Below are 19,538 nucleotides of genomic sequence, written 5' to 3' on the forward strand. Positions count from 1 at the left end.
GGCTGCGGCGGTGGCGAACCGCGGCATGTCGGCGGCGCTCGCTAGCCTGGCGGAATGGCGCTCGACCTCATCACCGGACCCGACGGCCTGGACCGATGCGGCTGGGTGGGCGATGACGTCGAGTACCGGCGCTACCACGACGAAGAATGGGGGCGCCCGCTCCACGGCGACCGCGCGCTGTTCGAGAAGCTGAGCCTCGAGGGGTTCCAGGCGGGGCTCAGCTGGATCACGATCCTGCGCAAACGCCCGCGCTTCCGCGAAGTCTTCGCGGGATTCGAGCCGGTGCGCGTGGCCGCATTCGGCGCCGACGAGATCGCGGCCCTCATGGCGGATGCCGGCATCATCCGCAATCGGGCGAAGATCGAGGCCACCATCTCGAACGCGAGGCTGCTGCTCGGCTTCTCCGACGGCGAGTTCGACGAGCTCATGTGGTCGTTCGCGCCCGAGGCTGACCGGCCACGCCCCGCAACGCTCGCCGACGTGCCCCCGGTGACGGCGGAATCCGAGGCGATGAGCAAGGCCCTGCGGCGCCGCGGGTTCCGGTTCGTCGGGCCGACGACGATGTACGCGCTCATGCAGTCGTCCGGCATGGTCGACGACCACGTCGTCGGATGCCACCGAGCTCTCGCCCTCGACGACACGAAGCCCCACAATGGGGAGGTTCGTACCGAGAGGATGTCCGATGGCCGCCGCATCCGCTGAGAACGCCGCCGATTCGCACGAGCTCATCCGCGTCCGCGGTGCGCGTGAGAACAATCTGAACGGTGTCGACGTCGACATCCCGAAACGACGGCTGACCGTCTTCACGGGCGTGAGCGGTTCCGGCAAGTCCTCGCTCGTCTTCAGCACGATCGCCGCCGAGTCGCGGCGTCTCATCAACGAGACCTACCCGACCTTCGTCCAGCAGTTCATGGCGCAGATCGGGCGCCCCGATGTCGACGCGCTCGAGAACATCAGCCCGGCGATCATCGTCGATCAGGAGCGGATGGGCGCGAACGCCCGCTCGACGGTCGGCACGGCGACCGACGTGCATGCCATGCTGCGCGTGCTGTTCAGCCGTATCGGCCAGCCGTTCGTCGGGTCGCCGCAGGCGTTCTCGTTCAACGTGCCGTCGGTGTCGGGTGCCGGCGAGATCATGATCGCCGTCGGAGGCGAGGAAGGCCGTGCGGAACGCCGGTCGTTCCAGGTGACGGGCGGCATGTGCCCCGACTGCGAAGGGCTCGGCGAGGTCAGCGACATCGACATCGATGAGCTGGTCGACCGGTCGAAGTCTCTCAATGACGGCGCCATCCGGGTTCCGGGCTACAGCGCCGACGGCTGGATGGTGCGCGGGTACAGCGAATCGGGACTGCTCGATCCCGACAAGCCGATCGCCGACTACTCGGATACCGAGCTCGAGGACTTCCTCTACAAAGAGCCCACCAAGGTCAAGATCCAGAGCATCAACATGACCTATGAGGGACTCGTCCCGCGGGTCACGAAGTCGATGCTGCAGAAGGACCGCGAGTCGCTGCAGCCCCACGTCCGGGCGTTCGTCGAGCGGGCGGTGAAGTTCATGCCCTGCCCGGCATGCGGGGGGACGCGGCTCAACGACGGGGCACGTTCGGCGAGGATCGCCGGAGTGAACATCGCCGATGCCGCGGCGATGCAGATCACCGACCTCGCCGATTGGCTTCGCTCGATAGACGACCCCTCCGTCGAGCCGTTGCTCGCGGGACTGCGTGCCACCGTGCAGTCGTTCATCGACATCGGCCTCGGCTATCTCTCGCTCGACCGCTCCTCGGGAACACTCTCGGGCGGCGAGGCCCAGCGAACGAAGATGATCCGGCATCTCGGGTCGAGCCTGACCGACGTCACGTACGTCTTCGACGAGCCGACAGCCGGTCTTCACCCGCACGACATCCAGCGGATGAACGATCTGCTCCGCGGGCTCCGCGACAAGGGCAATACGGTGCTCGTGGTCGAGCACAAACCCGAGGTCATCGAGGTCGCCGATCACGTCATCGATCTCGGGCCCGGCGCAGGACGGAACGGCGGGAGGATCCAGTTCACGGGATCGGTCGCCGAGCTGCGGGTATCCGGCACGCTGACCGGTCGGCACCTCGACCACCGGGCACAGCTGAAACCGGCGGTGCGCACGGCGTCCGGCATCCTCGAGATCCGGGGTGCGACCGCCAACAATCTCAAGTCGGTGGACGTCGACATCCCGCTCGGGACTCTCACCGTCGTCACCGGTGTGGCCGGCTCGGGCAAATCGTCGCTCATCCACGGCAGCCTCGCGGGGCGGGACGGGGTGGTCGTCGTCGATCAGTCGCCGATCCGGGGCAACCGGCGCAGCAGTCCGGCGACCTACACGGGCCTGCTCGATCCGATCCGCTCGGCGTTCGCCAAGGCGAACGGGGTCAAGCCCGCTCTCTTCAGCGCCAACTCGCAGGGCGCGTGCCCGGCCTGCAAGGGGCTGGGCGTCATCGTCACGAAGCTTGGCATCACCGCATCCGTCGAGACGGAGTGCGACGTATGCGAGGGGTCGGGATTCAGCCCCGAGGTGCTCCGGTACACCCTCGACGGGCGCACCATCGCCGAGGTGCTCGCGCTGAGCGCGACGGAGGCCGCCGAGGCGCTTCCGCCGCGGGTGGCGGGAGGAGTCCTGTCGCGCCTGATCGACGTCGGCCTCGGGTACATCACGTTGGGGCAGGCGCTGAGCACCCTCTCGGGCGGAGAACGGCAGCGGTTGAAGCTCGCGATCTCGATGGCCACGTCCGGCTCGGTCTACATCCTCGACGAGCCGACGACGGGTCTGCATCTCGCGGATGTCGACAATCTGCTCGCGCTGCTCGACCGGCTCGTCGACGCCGGCAACTCGGTCATCGTCATCGAGCATCATCAGGCCGTCATGGCGCACGCCGATCACATCATCGACATCGGACCGGGTGCCGGGCGCGACGGCGGGCGGGTCGTGTTCGAGGGGACACCGGCCGACCTCGTCGCGGCTGGCGACACCCTCACAGCGGAGCATCTCGGCCGCTACGTCGGCACCCGCGCCGGATCGGAGAGATGATGCACACCATCGCGATGGTCGACATGGGGAGAACTCCCCATGTCAACCGACAAATCCGGCACTTCTCCTGACATAGGGTGGTTCCGCAGTTCAACCAGTGCGAGCCCGGAAGCCGGGCCGATCACCGTCGCCCCGGGGGGAGCCGAGCCCAATGACGTCGACCTCGTGGCTGCGGGCACGCCCGCGAACGTTCATCTCCGCCGGTATCGTCACCGTCGCGGCACTGACCATCGGAACCCTTGCGGTCGCCTACGAGGGTGAGCCCACGACCGAGGTCGATCTCCACGACGGCGGCGTGTGGGTGACGAAGCAGTCCAGCTTGCTCGTGGGGCACTACAACAACGAGTCCCGCGTGCTCGACGGCAGTCTGCGCACGACATCCGCCGAGTACGACGTGCTCCAATCCGGTCCCCGCGTCGTCGTGGTCGACGCGGACGGATCGGCGATGTCGGCCGTCGATCCCGCGAAGGTCGTGCTGTCGGGAACCGCTGAGGTGCAGCCGGGCGCGCAGATCGCCCTCGGATCCGACACCGTCTCGGTGCTCGACGCCGCGGGAGACCTGCGCACCGTCCAGTTCGCCGGTGTGAACGGCTTCAGCTTCGAAGGCAACGAGCCGATCGCCGAGCTCGGGGAGAACGCGACGGCGACGGTCGGCACAGACGGCACGATCTATGCCGCGTCCGCGGCCGGCGCGTCGCTGTACGCCTACGCGCCGATCGGCGACGGCACCGTCGCGCAGACCGCCGAGCGGAGCCTCGAGGGCATCGCCGAGGATCACGAGCTGGCAATCACCTCACTCGGGCAGACGCCGTTCGTGCTCGACCGCGAGACCAATGTGCTCTATGGCGGCGACGGCTCGCAGACCGATCTTCCCGCCGATGCGCTGCTGCAGCGTCCGTCCAACTCCGCCGAGACCCTCACCGTGAGCACGCGCAGCGCCCTGTTGCGCGTGCAGCCCGGGGGACAGACGACGACGATCGAGGCCGGTGCCGAGGGCACCCCCGCCGACCCCGTCTACGTCGGCGGCTGTGCCTACGGCGCGTGGTCGGGATCGGGAGTCTTCGTCCGCGACTGTGCGAACGACGCCGACGATCTGGTGCAGGAGATCGAGGGCATCGATCCCGCCGCGAAACTGGAGTTCCGCGTGAATCGGGATGTCGTCGTGCTCAACGACGTGTTCGGCGGTGCGGCCTGGCTCGCGAGCGAGAACATGCAGCGCGTCGACAACTGGACCGACATCACCCCGCCGGAAGGCACCGGCGACGAGGAGCAGGAGACGACCGAGGAGACGGTCGAGACCGCCCTGCCCGAGCGGACCGAGGAGAACACGCCGCCGATCGCCGTCGACGACTCGTTCGGTGTGCGCCCCGGTCGCACGACCGTGCTGCCCGTCCTCTTCAACGACACCGATGCCGACGGCGACGTGCTCGTCGCCGAGGCCACGAGCGATCCCGCGTTCGGTGAGATCTCGCAGATCCAGAACGGCGGCGCCCTCCAGATCGCCGTGCCCGACGATGCGTCAGGCTCGACGTCGTTCACCTACACCGCCGACGACGGCCGCGGCGGCGAGGCATCCGCGACGGTGCGGCTCTCGGTGCGCGGCGACAACGAGAATTCCCCGCCCGTCCAGCAGCGCGTCACGCCGGTGACGGTCGAGGCCGGCGGCACCACGTCGTACAACGTCCTGAGCGAATGGATCGACCCGGACGGCGACGACATCTTCCTGAAGTCGGTCCAGCCCGACGGCGGCGACGAGGCCGACTTCACGTCCGACGGACAGATCACCTATCGTGCGATCGGTGCGGTGCAGGGCCGAAAGGACGTGCCCATCATCGTCTCGGACGGCACGGATGACGGCGCCGGCGTGCTCCGGATCGACGTTCGCCCTCCCGGGACGACGGTCCCCGTCACCAACGCCGACCACGTCGTGACCCGGGTCGGCCAGTCGGTCACGGTGTCACCGCTCACCAACGACACGAGCGCGGGGCGCGAGCCGCTGCGCCTGACGCGCGTCGACGAGGTCGAGGGCGCGACGATCCAGCCCGACTTCGCCGAGCAGACCTTCACCTTCACGTCCGACGTCGTCAACACCTACTACGTCGACTACCTCGTCTCGGCGGGCCCCAACAGCGTCCCTGGACTCGTGCGCGTCGACGTGCTGCCGGCGGCGGACACCAACCTCCCGCCCGTCGCCGTGCGAGACGTCGCGCTGCTGCCGACCGGCGGCGACGTGCTGGTCAACGTCCTCGGCAACGACACCGATCCAGCCGGCGGCATCCTCGTCGTCCAGTCGGTGACGGCCGACCCCGATGGCGGGGTGACGGCGGCCGTGCTCGGCCATGAGACCGTCCGGATCACCGACCAGGGCTCGCTCAGCGAGCAGACGCGGGTGTCGTACACGATCTCCAACGGCGACCAATCCGCCACGGGCGAGATCGTCGTCATCCCGATCCCGGCGCCCGACCGGCTGCGGCCACCGGTCGCGAACAACGACACGGCGGTCGTGCGCGTCGGCGATGTCGTCACGATCGACGTGCTCGCGAACGACACCCACCCCAACGGCGACACCCTGCATGTGTCTCCCGAGCTCGTTCCGCCGCTCGTCGACGAGGCCGACGGCCAGGTGTTCGTCTCGGAGGACAAGCTCCGGTTCCGTGCCGGTGACGAGCCCAAGACCGTCAACGCCACCTATGAGGCTGTCGACAGCTCGGGTCAGCGTGCCGGTGCGTACGTGACGATCCAGATCCTGCCCCGACAGGACGACGCCAACGCCGCGCCGCGCCCCCGCGACCTCACCGCGCGCACCCTGAGCGGCTCGAAGGTCACGATCCCGGTGCCCCTCGACGGCATCGACGAGGACGGCGACTCCGTCGAGCTGATCGGCATCGCGAGCTCGCCGAGCAAGGGGCGCATCGTCGAGACCGGGTCGAACACCTTCGTCTACGAGGCCTTCGACACGAGCGTCGGCTCCGACTCGTTCACCTACCGGGTGCGCGACCGCCTCGGCAAGGAGGGAACGGCGCGTATCCAGGTCGGCGTCGCGCCGCCCGAGACGACCAATCAGGCGCCGTACGCCGTGAAGGATGCCGTCATCATGCGGCCCGGACGCCAGGTGGCGGTCTCGGTCCTCGAGAACGACTCCGACCCCGACGGTGACCAGTTCGGATTCGCCGCGGCCGCCCTCGAGGTGCCGGACGTCGAGGGACTCGCGGCCGAGGTGTCGGGCGAGCAGATCGTCATCACTGCGCCCGACGTGCCGATGAACACGAGCATCCAGTACACGATCGAGGACGCCCGCGGCCTCACCGCGACGGCCCCCGTGCAGATCACCGTCGACCCCGACGTGCCGCTGCAGCGCCCGATCGCCCGCGACGATCGCGTGCGCGCCGAGGACGTCGACGAGAACGGCGTGGCCGAGGTCGCGGTGCTCGACAACGACGACGACCCCGACGGCACACGCAGTGCGCTGCGCGTGACGCTCGGCGCCGGCGGCGAGAACGCCACCGTGCGCCCCAACGGCACGGTGTCGGTGCCGCTGACCGACGAGCGCCAGCTCATCACCTACTTCATCACCGACGAGGACGAGCTCACCGCGGCCGCCTTCATCCACGTGCCCTCGCTCGCCGAGCTGCCGCCGAGCCTCATCTCGACCGAGCCTCTCGTCGTCCAGAGCGGTGAGACCGTCGAGCTGCCGCTGTCGGAGTACGTGCGCGCCTCGGGCGGACGGGATGTCGTCATCACCGAGGCCGAGAAGGTCACGGCGGCCCACTCCAACGGTGCATCCCTCGTCAAGGACGAGCGGACGCTCGAGTACACCTCCGCTGCCGACTACTTCGGTCAGGACGCCCTGACCTTCGAAGTCACCGACGGTTCGGGGCCCGACGACCCCGAGGGCCGCAAGGCGACCCTGATGATCCCGATCACCGTCACGCCGCCCGACAACCGCCCGCCGAGCATGATCGGCGCGCAGATGGAGGTCGCGCAGGGCGAGGATGCGCGGACCCTCGATCTCGCCGCGCTCGCGACCGACCCCGATCCCGGCGATGCCGAGAAGCTGCGGTTCGCGATCGTCGGCGGCTCGCCCGACGGATTGACCGCGCGCATCGACGGCTCGGTGCTCTCGGTGGAGGCGAGCACGGACGTCGCCAAGGGGACCTCGCTGCCCGTGCAGGTGAGCGTCACCGACGGCGAATCGGACCCGGTGACGGCGACGATCACGGTCACCGTGACCGCCTCGACGCGCCCGCTCGCCACCGCGAACGCCGATGTCATCGAGCAGGCCGACCAGGGTAAGACCATCTCGGTCGCTGTGCTCGACAACGACGTGAACCCCTTCCCCGGCACGCCGCTCAAAGTGGTCGGCGCGTTCACCGAGACCTCGGGAGCCTCGGCGACCGTCGCCGGCGACCGCGTCGAAGTCACCAGCCGCGCCGACTTCGTGGGCACGCTGGTCGTGCGCTACCGGATCCAGGACGCGACGGGCGACCCCGACCGCGAGGTCGAGGGCCAGATCCGCATCACGGTGCAGGGGCGACCGGATGCGCCGGGCAAGCCGACAGTGACGAGCGTCGAGAGTCGCACGGTCGTGATGTCGTGGTCGCCGCCCGTCGACAACGGCGCCTCGATCACGGGCTACAGCGTCCGCTCGACCGCCGGCTCGTACACCCGCGAATGCCGTTCGACGACGTGCACGCTGGACGGACTGACGAACAACGTCGAGTACAACTTCGTGGTCACCGCGACCAACCGCGTCGGCGAGTCCGACCCGTCGCTGCCGTCCGAGACCGCGCGTCCCGATCAGCGGCCCGACACGCCGAACCCGCCGAGCCTGGCCTTCGGCGACCGCAGCCTCGACGTGTCGTGGACGGTTCCGCGCACCGAGGGCTCGCCCGTCGAGAGCTACAGCCTGCAGATCTCGCCCGCACCGCCGTCCGGGGTCGCCGAGAAGACCGGCGTGACCGGTACCCGCATCACGTGGGACGGGCTGCAGAACGGCGTCCAGTACCAGGTGCGCGTCCGAGCCCACAACCGTGCGCCCGAGCCGTCGAGCTGGAGCGTCTGGTCGCAGGCGATGGTGCCCGCCGGCAAGCCGGACGCGCCCGGAGCGCCGTCGACACAGCGCCTCAACCCGGTGGGCAATCGCTCGCAGATGCAGGTGAGCTGGAACCAGCCGGCGAACAACGGCGACGCGATCGCGGGATACCAGCTGCAGGTGCGCCGCGGCGGTGCGACCGTCGACACCATCAGCGTGCCCGCCGGTCAGACCAGCCAGGCCGTGACCGTCGACACCTCGACGACCGACTACACGTTCGTCGTCCGCGCTCAGAACAAGGCGGGCTGGGGCGAGTGGAGTGCGGCGTCCGCACCTCGACGCGCCTTCACGCCTCCCGGCGCCCCGACCGGAATCAGCGCGAGCGAAGGTGACAACCGCGTCACCGTGTCGTGGACGGCCGGGCCGCTCAATGGTGCGAACCCGGGTGAGGTCAGCTACCAGTACTCCGTCAACAACGGCGGCTGGCGCAATGACTGGATCGGCGGCGGCAACGGCGGATCGGGCACGATCGGCAACGGTCAGGTCAACAACAACGGCACATACACGGTGCGCGTTCGTGCCGTCGCCACGGCCGACGGATCGCGGTACGAGGGTGAGCCCTCGGCGGCATCCAACCAGGTCGCGCCGTACGGCCAGATCGGCAACCCGTCGGCCAACGCCAGCCGCGACGGCAACCGCGTCACGCTGTCGTGGTCGTCGCCCGCCCGCAACGGTCGCGACATCACCACGGAGATCAGCGTGAACGGCGGCGGCTGGCAGCGCGTCGACGCGAGCGGATCGCGCTCGCAGGGCGACGTCGGCTACAGCAGCACGCAGTCCATCCGGGTGCGCGTGAGCGCCGCCGGCAGCGAGGCGCGTGAAGCCTCGGCGAGCGTGACGACGCCGAACCCGCCGCCCCCGCCGCAGCCCCGCGCTTCGGTCGAGAAGGGATCGCCGGTCGGCGGCTGCGTCAACGGCTGCTTCCACCTGAAGCTGAACACGCAGGACTTCCCGGCCGGCAACTACCGCATCGACTGCTACGACGGAAACCGGAAGTTCAACACCTACCCGTCGTCGTACAACGTCCCGGCCAATGGGTCGATCCAGCTGGACTGCTGGATCGGCGCCGATGGACGCGACATCTCGGCCGAGATCATCGGCTGGGGTCGTACCGGCACGACGCGCTGGTAGTCCCCGCATCCACTCACCACGAGGAACGAGAACGAACGAATGAGCATGACACCCGAGCAGGCAGCGTGGTTCCGCGACACCTTCGCGCGCCTGGTCGACAACGTCGACGCCGCTCTCCTCGGCAAGCGCGAGGTCGTGGCGCTCGTGCTGTCGGCGATGATCGCCGAGGGGCACGTGCTGCTGGAGGATGCGCCGGGCACGGGCAAGACGAGCCTCGCGAAGGCGATCGCGGCGAGCGTGCAGGGCACCTCGACACGCATCCAGTTCACGCCCGACCTGCTGCCCTCCGACGTGACCGGTGTCACGATCTACGACCAGGCGAACAAGCGCTTCGAGTTCCACCGCGGTCCGGTCTTCGCCTCGATCGTGCTCGCCGACGAGATCAACCGCGCCTCGCCGAAGACGCAGTCGGCCCTGCTCGAGGTGATGGAGGAGTCGCGGGTCACCGTCGACGGTGTCGCGCACGAGGTGGGCCGCCCGTTCCTCGTCATCGCCACCCAGAACCCGATCGAGCAGGCCGGTACCTACAAGCTGCCCGAGGCTCAGCTCGACCGCTTCATGATCAAGACGTCGATCGGCTATCCGACCCTCGCGGTCTCGGAGCGCATCCTCGTCGGCGCCGTGGACCGCAACCCGTCGGCGAACCTCAAGCCCGTGATCACGACGCGCGCCGTCGGCGAGATGGCCGACCTGGCCGCGACCGTCCACATCGATCCGGTCGTCGCGCGTTACGCCGCGCAGATCGTCGAGGCCACGCGCGAAGCGTCGGCGACGCGCCTCGGCGTCTCGGTGCGCGGGGCCATCGCGATGATCCGCATCGCCAAGGTCTACGCCGCTGCGCAGGGCCGCCATTACGTCGTGCCCGACGACATCAAGCTGCTCGCGCTGCCGGTGTGGGCCCACCGCCTCGTGCTCGACCCCGAGGCCGAGTTCACCGGCACGACCGCCGAGACGGTCATGAACAACGCCCTCGCCGACGTCGAGGCGCCGCTCGCGCGGGCGGACGCTTGATGGCCACACCCCCTGCCGCCCCGACCCCGACGCGTCGCACGCGCCGGGGCCGAGGTGCTGCCGGCGGTGAGGCGGTCGCCGAGAGCACGGCCGGAACCACGGCTGACACCCGGACCGTCGGTGACACCACGCGCGACGCGGACGCGACCCTCCGGGTGGGGACGACGACACTGTCGGCCGATGCCGCCCCCGTCAACGCGGAGGCGCCGTCGCGGCTGGTCGTCTGGCGCGAGCGGCTCGAGTCGTGGTGGGCAGTTGCGCGCCGCGGCATCCGCCTCGTCACCCGCACCATCCGCCCGCTCGGGTGGGTGCTGCTGTTCGCGACCGTGCTGCTGTGGGTCGTCGCACTCAGCTTCGGTTGGCAGGAGATGGTCATCGCAGCCGTCATCCTCACCGCGATCGTCGTCATCAGCGTGCCGTTCCTCTTCGGCGGCACCGCCTACGACGTCGACCTCGACCTGACACGCACCCACGTCGTCGTTGGGGAGCGCGCGATCGGCGGGCTGACCCTCGTCAACGGCACGTCGCGGCCGATCCTGCCCTCGCGGGTCGTCCTGCCGGTCGGCTCCGGGCGCGGCGAGTTCGACGTGCCCCGGCTCGCACCCGGGGCCGCCCACGAAGAGCTGTTCGCGATCCCCACGACCGCCCGCGGAGTGCTGGCGGTCGGACCGGTCAGCGTGCTCCGCGGCGACCCGCTCGGACTCTTCGAGCGCAGCAGCGACCGCCGCCAAGCCGTCGACCTCTACGTGCACCCGCGCACCGTGCCCCTCGAGGGGCTCTCGCTTGGGCGCCTGCGCGACCTCGAAGGGCTCCCCTCGACGCAGCTGGCACCCGACGACGTGTCGTTCCACGCCCTGCGCGAGTACCAGCCCGGCGACGACCTGCGTCATGTGCACTGGAAGTCCACCGCACGCGTCGGCAATCTCATGATGCGCCAGTACGAGGAGACCCGTCGGTCGCACTTCGTGCTCGGGCTCTCCACGTACGCCGGCGACTACGCCGACTCCGACGAGTTCGAGCTCGCGATCTCCGCGGCCGGCTCGATCGGCCTGCGCGCGCTGCGCGACTCCCGCATGCTCGAGGCGCGCACGCAGCGCGGCCCGCTCCGCACGCAGGGGCCGCGTCGGCTGTTGGACAACCTGTCGGCTCTCGAGCACTCGCGCCAGCGTGACGGCGGCGTCGTGGCCCTGGCCGGAACGATCGCGATGAACTCCCACGGCATCGCCATCGTCGTGCTGTTCTGCGGGTCGGGGGCCGACCCGGCCGAGCTCAAGCTCGCGTGCTCGCGACTGCCTCAGGGCGTGCGGGTGCTCGCCGTCGTCGCCGATCGATCGGCCGAGGTCCCGGTGCTGCGCCGCGTCGGTGATGCCGACGTCATCTCGATCAGCGCGCTCGATCAGCTCGCCCCCGCGATGCGGAAGGTGCTGTCGTGATGTCGCCCGCGCGCCGCCGGCTCGTGCTCGACCTCATCGCCGTCGTGCTGCTCCTCGCCGTGGCGATCGTCGGCTTCGGGCCGACGTTCGACGGCCCGGCCTACCTCCTCGCGGGATTCGGCGCACTGGTCATCGGCGTCGGCATCGCCTGGCTGTGCGCCCGCCGTCGCTGGGGCGTGCTGCCCACGGCGGGCCTGACCGTCGCCGCCTACTTCATCTTCGGGGGTGCCCTCGCGCTGCCGCAGACGGCGCTGTTCGGCGTCATCCCGACGCTCGACACCTGGACGCAGCTCGCCCTCGGCTCCGTGCAGTCGTGGAAGCGCCTGCTCACCACGGTGGCTCCGGTGGCGCCGTACGACGGACACCTGATCGTTCCGTTCCTGCTGACGCTCGTCGCGGCGGTGCTCACCGCCTCGCTCGCCCTCCGTCTGCGCCAGGCGGCGTGGGCGCTGATCCCGGTGACCGCCTTCCTCGTCACGCAGATCCTGCTCGGGATGACCGAGCCCGCGGTGCCCGTGCTGCAGGGTGTCGTCTTCGCCGTCGTGGCGTCGGTGTGGCTCGCGCTGCGACAGGCGTGGGATCCCGACAACGCCGCCGTGCGCATCGAGCCGGCCGCGACGTCGGATGCCGCGACCTTGCGGCACACGCGGCTGCGCCGTCTGATCTCGGGAACCGCCGTGGTCGCCGTCGCGGTGGGCGCCGGCGTCGCGACCGCGGCCGTGGCGAGCCCGCCGTCGACGCGCTACGTACTGCGCGACATCGTCATCCCGCCCTTCGACGTCAAGCAGTACCCGAGCCCGCTGCAGGGCTTCCGCGGACTCGTCCGGGATGACGCGGAGACGCCGCTCTTCACGGTGCAGGGCCTCCCGGAGGACGGCCGCATCCGCCTGGCGACGATGGACGCCTACAACGGAATCGTCTTCAACGTCTCGGACGAGGGTGCCGGCTCGTCGAGCTCGTTCACGCCGTTGCGCTCGAACATGTCGCCGGACGCCGAAGGTGTGCCCGGTCGGTTGGAGTTCGAGATCGACGAGCTGCGCGGCGTGTGGCTGCCCGACGCCGGTGCCGTGCGGTCGATCGAGTTCGAGGGCGAACGAGCCGACGAGCTGCGCCGCACCGCCCACTACAACGACGCCACCGGGACGGCGGCCGTCACCGCGGGTCTCGCACCGGGAACGACCTACACCGTCGACACGGTGTTCCCCGTCCGACCCACGAACGAAGCGCTCGCCGATGTCGCCTTCGCGCCGGTGAAGATGCCGAAGCAGGAGGGCATCCCCGACGGGCTGTCGCAGATCGCCACCGATGCCGTCGGCGACGCGGAGACTCCCATCAAGCAGGTGCAGGCGCTGGCGGACTGGCTCTCGACCGACGGATACTTCAGCCACGGTCTCGAGGACGACCCGTATTCGCCGTCCGGTCACGGCGCGGCCCGCATCACGAGCTTCTTCGGCGGCGACGAGATCATCGGCGACGACGAGCAGTACGCTGTCGCGATGGCACTGCTGTCGGCGCAGCTGGGCATCCCGGCGCGAGTCGTCATGGGGTGGCACCCGGAAGAGGGCGACACCGCCGGCGAGTTCACCGCGACCGGTGACAACGTTCACGCGTGGGTGGAGGTCGCGTTCGAGGGGTACGGGTGGATCCCGTTCGACCCGACGCCCGACGAGGACAACGAGCCGAACGAGCAGACCACGACGCCGCGGGCCAACCCGAAGCCGCAGGTGCTGCAGCCGCCGCCCCCGGCTCAGGAGCCGGCCGAGCTGCCGCCCGCGATCGCCAATGACCGCGATCAGGAAGACGAGGAGGATCCCGGTTTCGACTGGATCGGCGCCATCCTCGCGCCCGTGGGCATCGGCATCGGCGTCCTCGCGATCATCTTCGCTCCCTTCGTCATCATGGGGGCGGTGAAGACCGCTCGACGGACGAAGCGGCGCAACGCCGACAAGCCCGCCGACCGCATCTCGGGCGGCTGGGACGAACTGATCGACCGCGCTGTCGACCTCAACGCGCCCGTCGCCTCGGGTGCGACGCGCACCGAGAGCGCACAGGTCGTCGCCGCGACGATGGAGCAGCCCGATGTGACCGCCCTCGCGACGTCGGCGGATGCCCGCGTCTTCGGTCCGGGAGAGCCCACGGCCGAGGACGTCGACGCCTTCTGGCGCGAGGTCGACGCGATCGTCGTCGGCATGAGCGGCCGGGTGTCGGTGTGGCGCCGCCTGCGAGCCCGGCTCAGCCTGCGCTCCTTGCTGCGCGGCCGTGCCCGGCGCGCCCGGGGAGGGGACGCATGAGCGCGATGATCTTCGACACGGAACCGCTCGCGGGCGTCCCCGACATCCGCACCGGCACCCGGGCGCTGCTCCTGTGGGATGACGGCACCCGCACGGCCGTCTACGGGCGGACGGTCTTCGGCCGCGACCCGTCGCGTGCCGCCGGCGCCGATGCGATCGTGCTGCGCGACGAGACGCTGACCCTCTCTCGGACGCATTTCGAACTCGTGCCCCTCGACGCCGGAGGCCTCGCGGTCATCGATCGGGCCTCGACCAACGGAGTCGTCGTGACGCGCGGGCGAGACGGCGTTCCGGTCGTGCCCGGAGCGGAGACCGTGCTCCACAGCGGTGACCGGCTCGATCTCGGTGACCGCTGGCTCGTCGTCGAGGTCATGCGGTGAGCCCCATGTCGCTACGGGTGGGGCACGGGGCGGCGACTCACGCCGGCCTGCGCGGTCGCGCGAACGAGGACTCGTATCTCGCCGCAGCGCCCGTCTTCGTCGTCGCCGACGGCATGGGCGGACACGAGGCCGGAGCGCGTGCGAGTGCCGCGGCCGTCGCAGAGTTCCAGTCCCTGGTGGGGGCCGCCGTGGTGTCGAACGGCGAGGTCCGCGCCGCCATCGAGCGAGCCCGCGTGAACATCGACGCGCTCGCCACCGGCCAGCGTGCGGCGGGCACCACCCTCACCGGTGTCGTGCTCACGCGCGTCGGAGATGCCGGTTACTGGCTGGCATTGAACATCGGCGACTCGCGCACATACCGGTGGGCGCGCGGACGCCTCGAGCAGATCAGCGTCGACCACTCCGTCGTGCAGGAGCTCGTCGACTCGGGCCAGATGGACGCCGAGACCGCCGCGCGCCACGCTCGGCGCAATGAGATCACGCGGGCGCTCGGCGCCGGCAGCGTCGGCCAGGCCGATTTCTGGATGCTGCCGGCGGAGAGCGGCGACCGCATCCTCGTCTGCTCCGATGGCCTGTCGACCGAGCTCGACGACGAGCGGATCGCCCGTATCCTCGACGAGGAGACCGAGCCGCAGGAAGCCGCGCAGCGGCTCGTCCACGAGGCGTTGCTGCACGGAGGTCGCGACAACGTCACGGTCATCGTCGTCGATGCGCTGGGAGACGGCGGTGACGACGCGTACGACACCGTGCCGTCCGCCCAGCCGGATGACGCGGACATAGACACCCGGCCGCGCGCAGCGGCCGCAGGGGGGAGAGCCTGATGGTCGAGGTCCGCTACGTTCCGGCAACGGGCGCGGAGCAGTGGCGCGTCGCACTCGCGCCCGCCGCGGCCGTCGCCCTGCCCGCGAACGTCTCGATCCCGACGGTCGAGGCCGTGTGGCGCCGGTTGGAGGAGCGCGGCATCGGGGCGGTGATCGAGGCCCTGACGGGCGCGTTCGGCACGTCGCTGGCCGCCATTCCCGACTTCATCCTGGCGATCGTCGAGGGCGACGGGCTCCGCGTCGCCGTCCGCGGCCCGGTCGAGCTCGTCGTCGAAACGGAGTCGGGCCCGCTGTCGGTCTCGGGCCAGGGGGTCTCGACGTGGGTCGAGCGCCACATCCCCGGCGTGCAGCGCGCGTCGGCGCTCTTCGCCGACGCGGCGGACGAGGCCGCATCGCTTCCGTTCGTCGAAGGTGTCGTCGCGGCAGATTCGGTCACGGTGGATCTGACGGGCGCGCGACCGGGCGTTCGCCCCGCGAGTCCGTTCGTCGCGGCGCCGACCACACCGGCCGTGCCCGCACCGGAGTCGCCGGCACCGTCCTCCGTCGAGCCCCCCACCGCTGCTGCTCCCGCGTCGCCGGCGCCCCCGGCTGCCCCGGCGGAGGACGAGAGCGAACTCCCGTTCGACGAGTCGCCTGGGGCGCAGACCTTCGTCCCGCTCAGCGACACGGCAGCCGCCGATGAGCACGCGATGATCTGGGGTGAGACGGTCGTGCGTCCGACGCTGTCCGTCGAGCAGCCGGATGCCGCCGAGTCCGGCGCGCCCGCCGACGACGCCACCGTCGTGTCGTCGCCGCTCGCCCCCGCTGGTGATCACGACGGCGAGACCGTCGCGGTCGCCGACATCCGCAGTGCGCGGCGGACCGAGCCCGCGGTCTACGAGTCGACGGAGATCGTCCCCGCACGCCGTCTCGCGCGGGGACGCATCCGCGTGTCGGACGGGCAGGTCGTCGAACTCGACAACACGGTGATCATCGGTCGGCGTCCGCGCTCCTCGCGCTCGACAGGCGACATGCTGCCCACGCTCGTCGCTGTCGAGAGCCCCGAGCAGGACATCTCGCGCAACCACGTCGAGATCCGCGCGGAGGGCGAGCACGTCCTCGTCGTCGACCTCGACACGACGAACGGATCGGTGCTGCTTCGCGGCGGCAACGACCCGGTGCGGCTGCATCCGAGCGAGCCGACGATGGTCGTCTCGGGCGACGTGCTCGACATCGGCGACGGTGTGACGATCGCCTTCGAGGATCTCCCGTGAGCGCGAAGCGACCCCCGGCGCCGCCGCCCCAGCTGCCGGGCTTCACCTACCTCGAGCTTCTGGGCTCGGGCGGCTTCGCCGACGTCTACCTCTACGAGCAGCACCTGCCCCGGCGCAAGGTCGCGGTCAAGGTGCTGCTTCCCGAGAGGATGGCCGGTGGCTCGGTCGAGCAGTTCACCGCCGAGGCGAACGTCATGGCGATGCTGTCGACGCATCCGGCGATCGTCACGATCTATCAGGCCGGCCTGTCGGATGACCAGCGTCCGTACCTGGTCATGGAGAACTGTCCGCGGCCGAACCTGCAGGTGCGGTATCGCGCCGCTGCGTTCTCGGTCGCCGAGGCCCTCCGCGTCGGCATCCAAGTCGCCGCCGCCGTCGAGACCGCGCATCGCGCCGGCATCCTGCACCGCGACATCAAGCCCGCCAACATCCTGGTGACGGAGTACAACCGCCCGGCGCTGACCGACTTCGGCATCGCGACGACGACGGAGGGGGCCGACGAGACCGCCGGGATGTCCATTCCGTGGTCGCCGCCCGAGGCGTTCGGCGACGGTCCCGATTCGGGCGTGCGGTCGGACGTCTATGCGCTCGGCGCCACCATCTACACGCTTCTGGCCGGTCGTTCGCCGTTCGAGCAGCCCGGTGGCCGCAACGGCGCCGCAGACCTGATCCAGCGCATCGAGACCGCGCCGCTCGCGCCACTCGACCGTGCCGACGTTCCGCCCTCGCTGCAGCAGGCACTGGCACGCGCGATGGCGAAGAGCCCGGCAGCTCGCTTCGACAGCGCCGTGTCGTTCGCCCGCGCGTTGCAGCGCGTTCAGATCGAGCTGGCCCATTCGGTCACGCCGATCGACATCCTCGATGATTCGCCCGACGCGGAGGAGGAAGAGGATGCCGACGGCGAGCTGACTCGCGTTCGCGGGATCGTGAGCATCGAGCCGACCACCGCGCCTCCTGCGGGGTCGACCCGTCGCAAGAGCGGCGCGGAGGCGTCGTCGCCGTTCGCGCCGTCCGCATCGGGCTCGCCGTTCGCGCCGTCGGCGCCCGACGAGACGATGCTCCGACCGTCGGCGCGTGCCGGGCAGGACTCGACGGTCCGCCGACCGCGCACGGTCGAGCCGGTCGCCGACCAGACAGTGCAGCGCGCAGCCGCGGCGCACGGCACCGCCGCGAGCTCGTCGAACCCGGATGCCGCACACGCCGAGCCCGATGGGCATTCGGCCGCGGGTCCGGCCGAGAGCACCTCGTCCGGACGTTCGCGTTCCTGGCTGTGGATCGCCCTCGGCGGCGTCGCGGCAGCGCTCGTGGTCGCCGTCGTCGTGGTGGCGAGCATGCTTCAGCCGACCGCGCCCGCGGAACCTCGAGCGAGCGAGTCTCCCTCCAGCGCCCCTCAGGATCCGCTCGCCGGTTTCGTGCCGCGCGTCGGCGACCTCGCGGGCACGGCGGCCGGTGCCGACGTGACGTTCACCTGGACGAATCCGAATCCGGCCGAGGGCGATTCGTATCTCTGGTACCCCGTCACGCTCGACGGCGCCGCCGCACCCCAGCGTGTGGAGGACGAGACCGTCACCGTTCCCGCCGACCCGTCGGGCCGGACCTGCATCGAAGTCCAGCTCGTGCGGGCGAATGGCGGGGCGGGGGATGCCGTGCGGGGCTGCACGCCCTGACGTCGGCCGTCAGCCGCGGCCGGGCTTGTCCTGATCGCGCTTGTTCTCGCGCTCCTCGGCCTTCTTCTGCTCGTCGGCGGCCTTCTCAGCTTCTCGCTCTGCCTTCTTCGCCGCCTCTTCGGCGGCCTTCCGGTCGGCCTCGGAGGCCGGTCCGTCCTGCTCCGTCGTGTTCTCGACGGGCGCGGCCGGCTGTTCTTCCGACTCGTCGGTCTGCTCGTCCACGACGGTGACCGGCTCGGTTGTCTCGGTGATCGTCGGCTCGGGAACGGCGGACTGCTCGGTGTCGGCGGGCGTGCTCGGAGCGGTCTCGCCGGTGGAACCGGCAAGCCACATGCCGCCGAGCGCGGTGGCCGCGAGAGTCGCGGCGGCCAAGCCCCCGATGAGTCCTATCCGCGCCCGCGAGGGCCGCCGGCGCTCGCGCACCGGCGCTCGCGCGGTTCCCGCGGCAGCCGCGGGGAGGATGCGCGTCGCGGTGCCGGTTGCGCCAACGGGCGTCGCCGCCGCGACCGATGCGGGAACGGAAGGCGGGGCCGGCGCTGCGGGGCGTTCCGCGAGCTCGTTCGCGGCCGAGAACACCTCGGCCGCACTCGGCCGGTCTTCCGGACGCATCGCGGTCATACCCCGGAGCAGCGCGGCCCAGGCGGGGTCGAGCGTGTCGGGGATCTCGGGCGCGATCGTGAGTCGTGCAAGCGCCTCGCCGAATCCTTCCGCGCGGGGGAAGCCCCGCTGCCCGGTGAGAGCCTCGAGCACGACCAGGCCGAGCGCGTAGATGTCGGCGGGCGGAGCAGGGGGCGCGCCGGTGAGCTGCTCCGGGGAGAGGTAGGCAGCCGTTCCGATGACGGTTCCGGGCTGAGTGAGCCGAGCGGCATCCACGAGGACGGAGATCCCGAAGTCGGCCAGCTTCGCACCCGACCGACTGCCGAGCATCGGCGACTGCGACAGGAGGACGTTCGAGGGCTTGATGTCGCGGTGCACGATCCCGGCGTCGTGGACGACGTGCAGCGCCTCGGCGAGGTCGGCGGTCAGAGCGGCGACCTCACCCGCGGGGAGGGGGCCGCCGGCGATACGGGCGGCGAGCGTCGGACCGTCGACGAACTCCATGACCAGGTACTCGGCGCGACCCGGTGCGAGTTGCGCGTCGTAGAGGGTCACCAGTGCGGGGTGGTTGAGCGAGGCGAGCACGGTCATCTCGCTTCGGGCGCGGGAGGATGTCGTCGCCCCTTCCAGCTCGGGACGCAGCAGCTTGATGGCGACGGTGCGGCCGAGCAGCACATCCTCGGCGCGGTGGACGCGGGCCATGCCGCCCTGGCCGACGCATTCGCCCAGCAGGTAGCGACCGTCGAGCATCGCCTCTGTGGGCGGCGGTTCGTTCGTGGCCATGGCGTCCTCCGGCGGCCGTGC

At 70.7% G+C, this 19,538-nt stretch carries 11 protein-coding genes; 10 read left to right on the forward strand and 1 reads right to left on the reverse strand.

The features are described from left to right. Positions 1 to 54 precede the first annotated feature (54 nt). The 10 genes from VC184_RS01235 to VC184_RS01280 all read left to right on the forward strand — a co-directional run bounded on the left by VC184_RS01235 (position 55) and on the right by VC184_RS01280 (position 18,137). Positions 55 to 702, forward strand: a complete 648-nt coding sequence (locus VC184_RS01235) for a DNA-3-methyladenine glycosylase I (protein ID WP_112615889.1) — start codon at positions 55 to 57, stop codon at positions 700 to 702. Further along, entirely contained in the window at positions 683 to 3,058 is a 2,376-nt protein-coding gene (locus tag VC184_RS01240) for an excinuclease ABC subunit UvrA (protein ID WP_323987053.1), read from the forward strand. The genes VC184_RS01235 and VC184_RS01240 overlap by 20 nt, the downstream gene beginning before the upstream one ends. A gap of 151 nt (positions 3,059 to 3,209) precedes the next feature. Beyond that, positions 3,210 to 9,281, forward strand: a complete 6,072-nt coding sequence (locus VC184_RS01245) for an Ig-like domain-containing protein (RefSeq protein ID WP_323987054.1) — start codon at positions 3,210 to 3,212, stop codon at positions 9,279 to 9,281. 39 nt (positions 9,282 to 9,320) lie between these two features. Beyond that, complete coding sequence (locus VC184_RS01250; protein WP_269266949.1) at positions 9,321 to 10,292, forward strand: AAA family ATPase; 972 nt, start codon at positions 9,321 to 9,323, stop codon at positions 10,290 to 10,292. Further along, positions 10,292 to 11,725, forward strand: a complete 1,434-nt coding sequence (locus VC184_RS01255) for a DUF58 domain-containing protein (RefSeq protein ID WP_269266950.1) — start codon at positions 10,292 to 10,294, stop codon at positions 11,723 to 11,725. Before VC184_RS01250 ends, VC184_RS01255 begins: the two co-directional genes overlap by 1 nt. Beyond that, positions 11,725 to 14,016 carry a transglutaminaseTgpA domain-containing protein gene (locus VC184_RS01260; RefSeq protein WP_323987796.1) on the forward strand — a complete coding sequence of 764 codons (2,292 nt, stop codon included), beginning with the start codon at positions 11,725 to 11,727 and terminating at the stop codon, positions 14,014 to 14,016. The genes VC184_RS01255 and VC184_RS01260 overlap by 1 nt, the downstream gene beginning before the upstream one ends. Continuing rightward, on the forward strand, positions 14,013 to 14,396 hold the full coding sequence (locus VC184_RS01265; RefSeq protein ID WP_282501885.1) for an FHA domain-containing protein: 384 nt from the start codon (positions 14,013 to 14,015) through the stop codon (positions 14,394 to 14,396). The genes VC184_RS01260 and VC184_RS01265 overlap by 4 nt, the downstream gene beginning before the upstream one ends. Positions 14,397 to 14,401: 5 nt before the next feature. Beyond that, positions 14,402 to 15,217: a PP2C family protein-serine/threonine phosphatase gene (locus VC184_RS01270; RefSeq protein ID WP_114588980.1), complete on the forward strand. Its 816-nt coding sequence runs from the start codon at positions 14,402 to 14,404 to the stop codon at positions 15,215 to 15,217. Further along, a complete protein-coding gene (locus tag VC184_RS01275) occupies positions 15,217 to 16,470 on the forward strand; it encodes an FHA domain-containing protein (RefSeq protein WP_323987055.1) in 1,254 nt (417 codons plus the stop codon). Before VC184_RS01270 ends, VC184_RS01275 begins: the two co-directional genes overlap by 1 nt. After that, complete coding sequence (locus VC184_RS01280) at positions 16,467 to 18,137, forward strand: serine/threonine-protein kinase (RefSeq protein ID WP_323987057.1); 1,671 nt, start codon at positions 16,467 to 16,469, stop codon at positions 18,135 to 18,137. Before VC184_RS01275 ends, VC184_RS01280 begins: the two co-directional genes overlap by 4 nt. A 9-nt stretch (positions 18,138 to 18,146) precedes the next feature. Here VC184_RS01280 and VC184_RS01285 read toward each other — a convergent pair whose 3' ends face one another. After that, positions 18,147 to 19,517 carry a serine/threonine-protein kinase gene (locus VC184_RS01285; RefSeq protein WP_323987058.1) on the reverse strand — a complete coding sequence of 457 codons (1,371 nt, stop codon included), beginning with the start codon at positions 19,515 to 19,517 and terminating at the stop codon, positions 18,147 to 18,149. Positions 19,518 to 19,538 lie beyond the last annotated feature (21 nt).

Source organism: Microbacterium plantarum (genome assembly GCF_035231185.1).
Classification (GTDB): domain Bacteria; phylum Actinomycetota; class Actinomycetes; order Actinomycetales; family Microbacteriaceae; genus Microbacterium; species Microbacterium plantarum.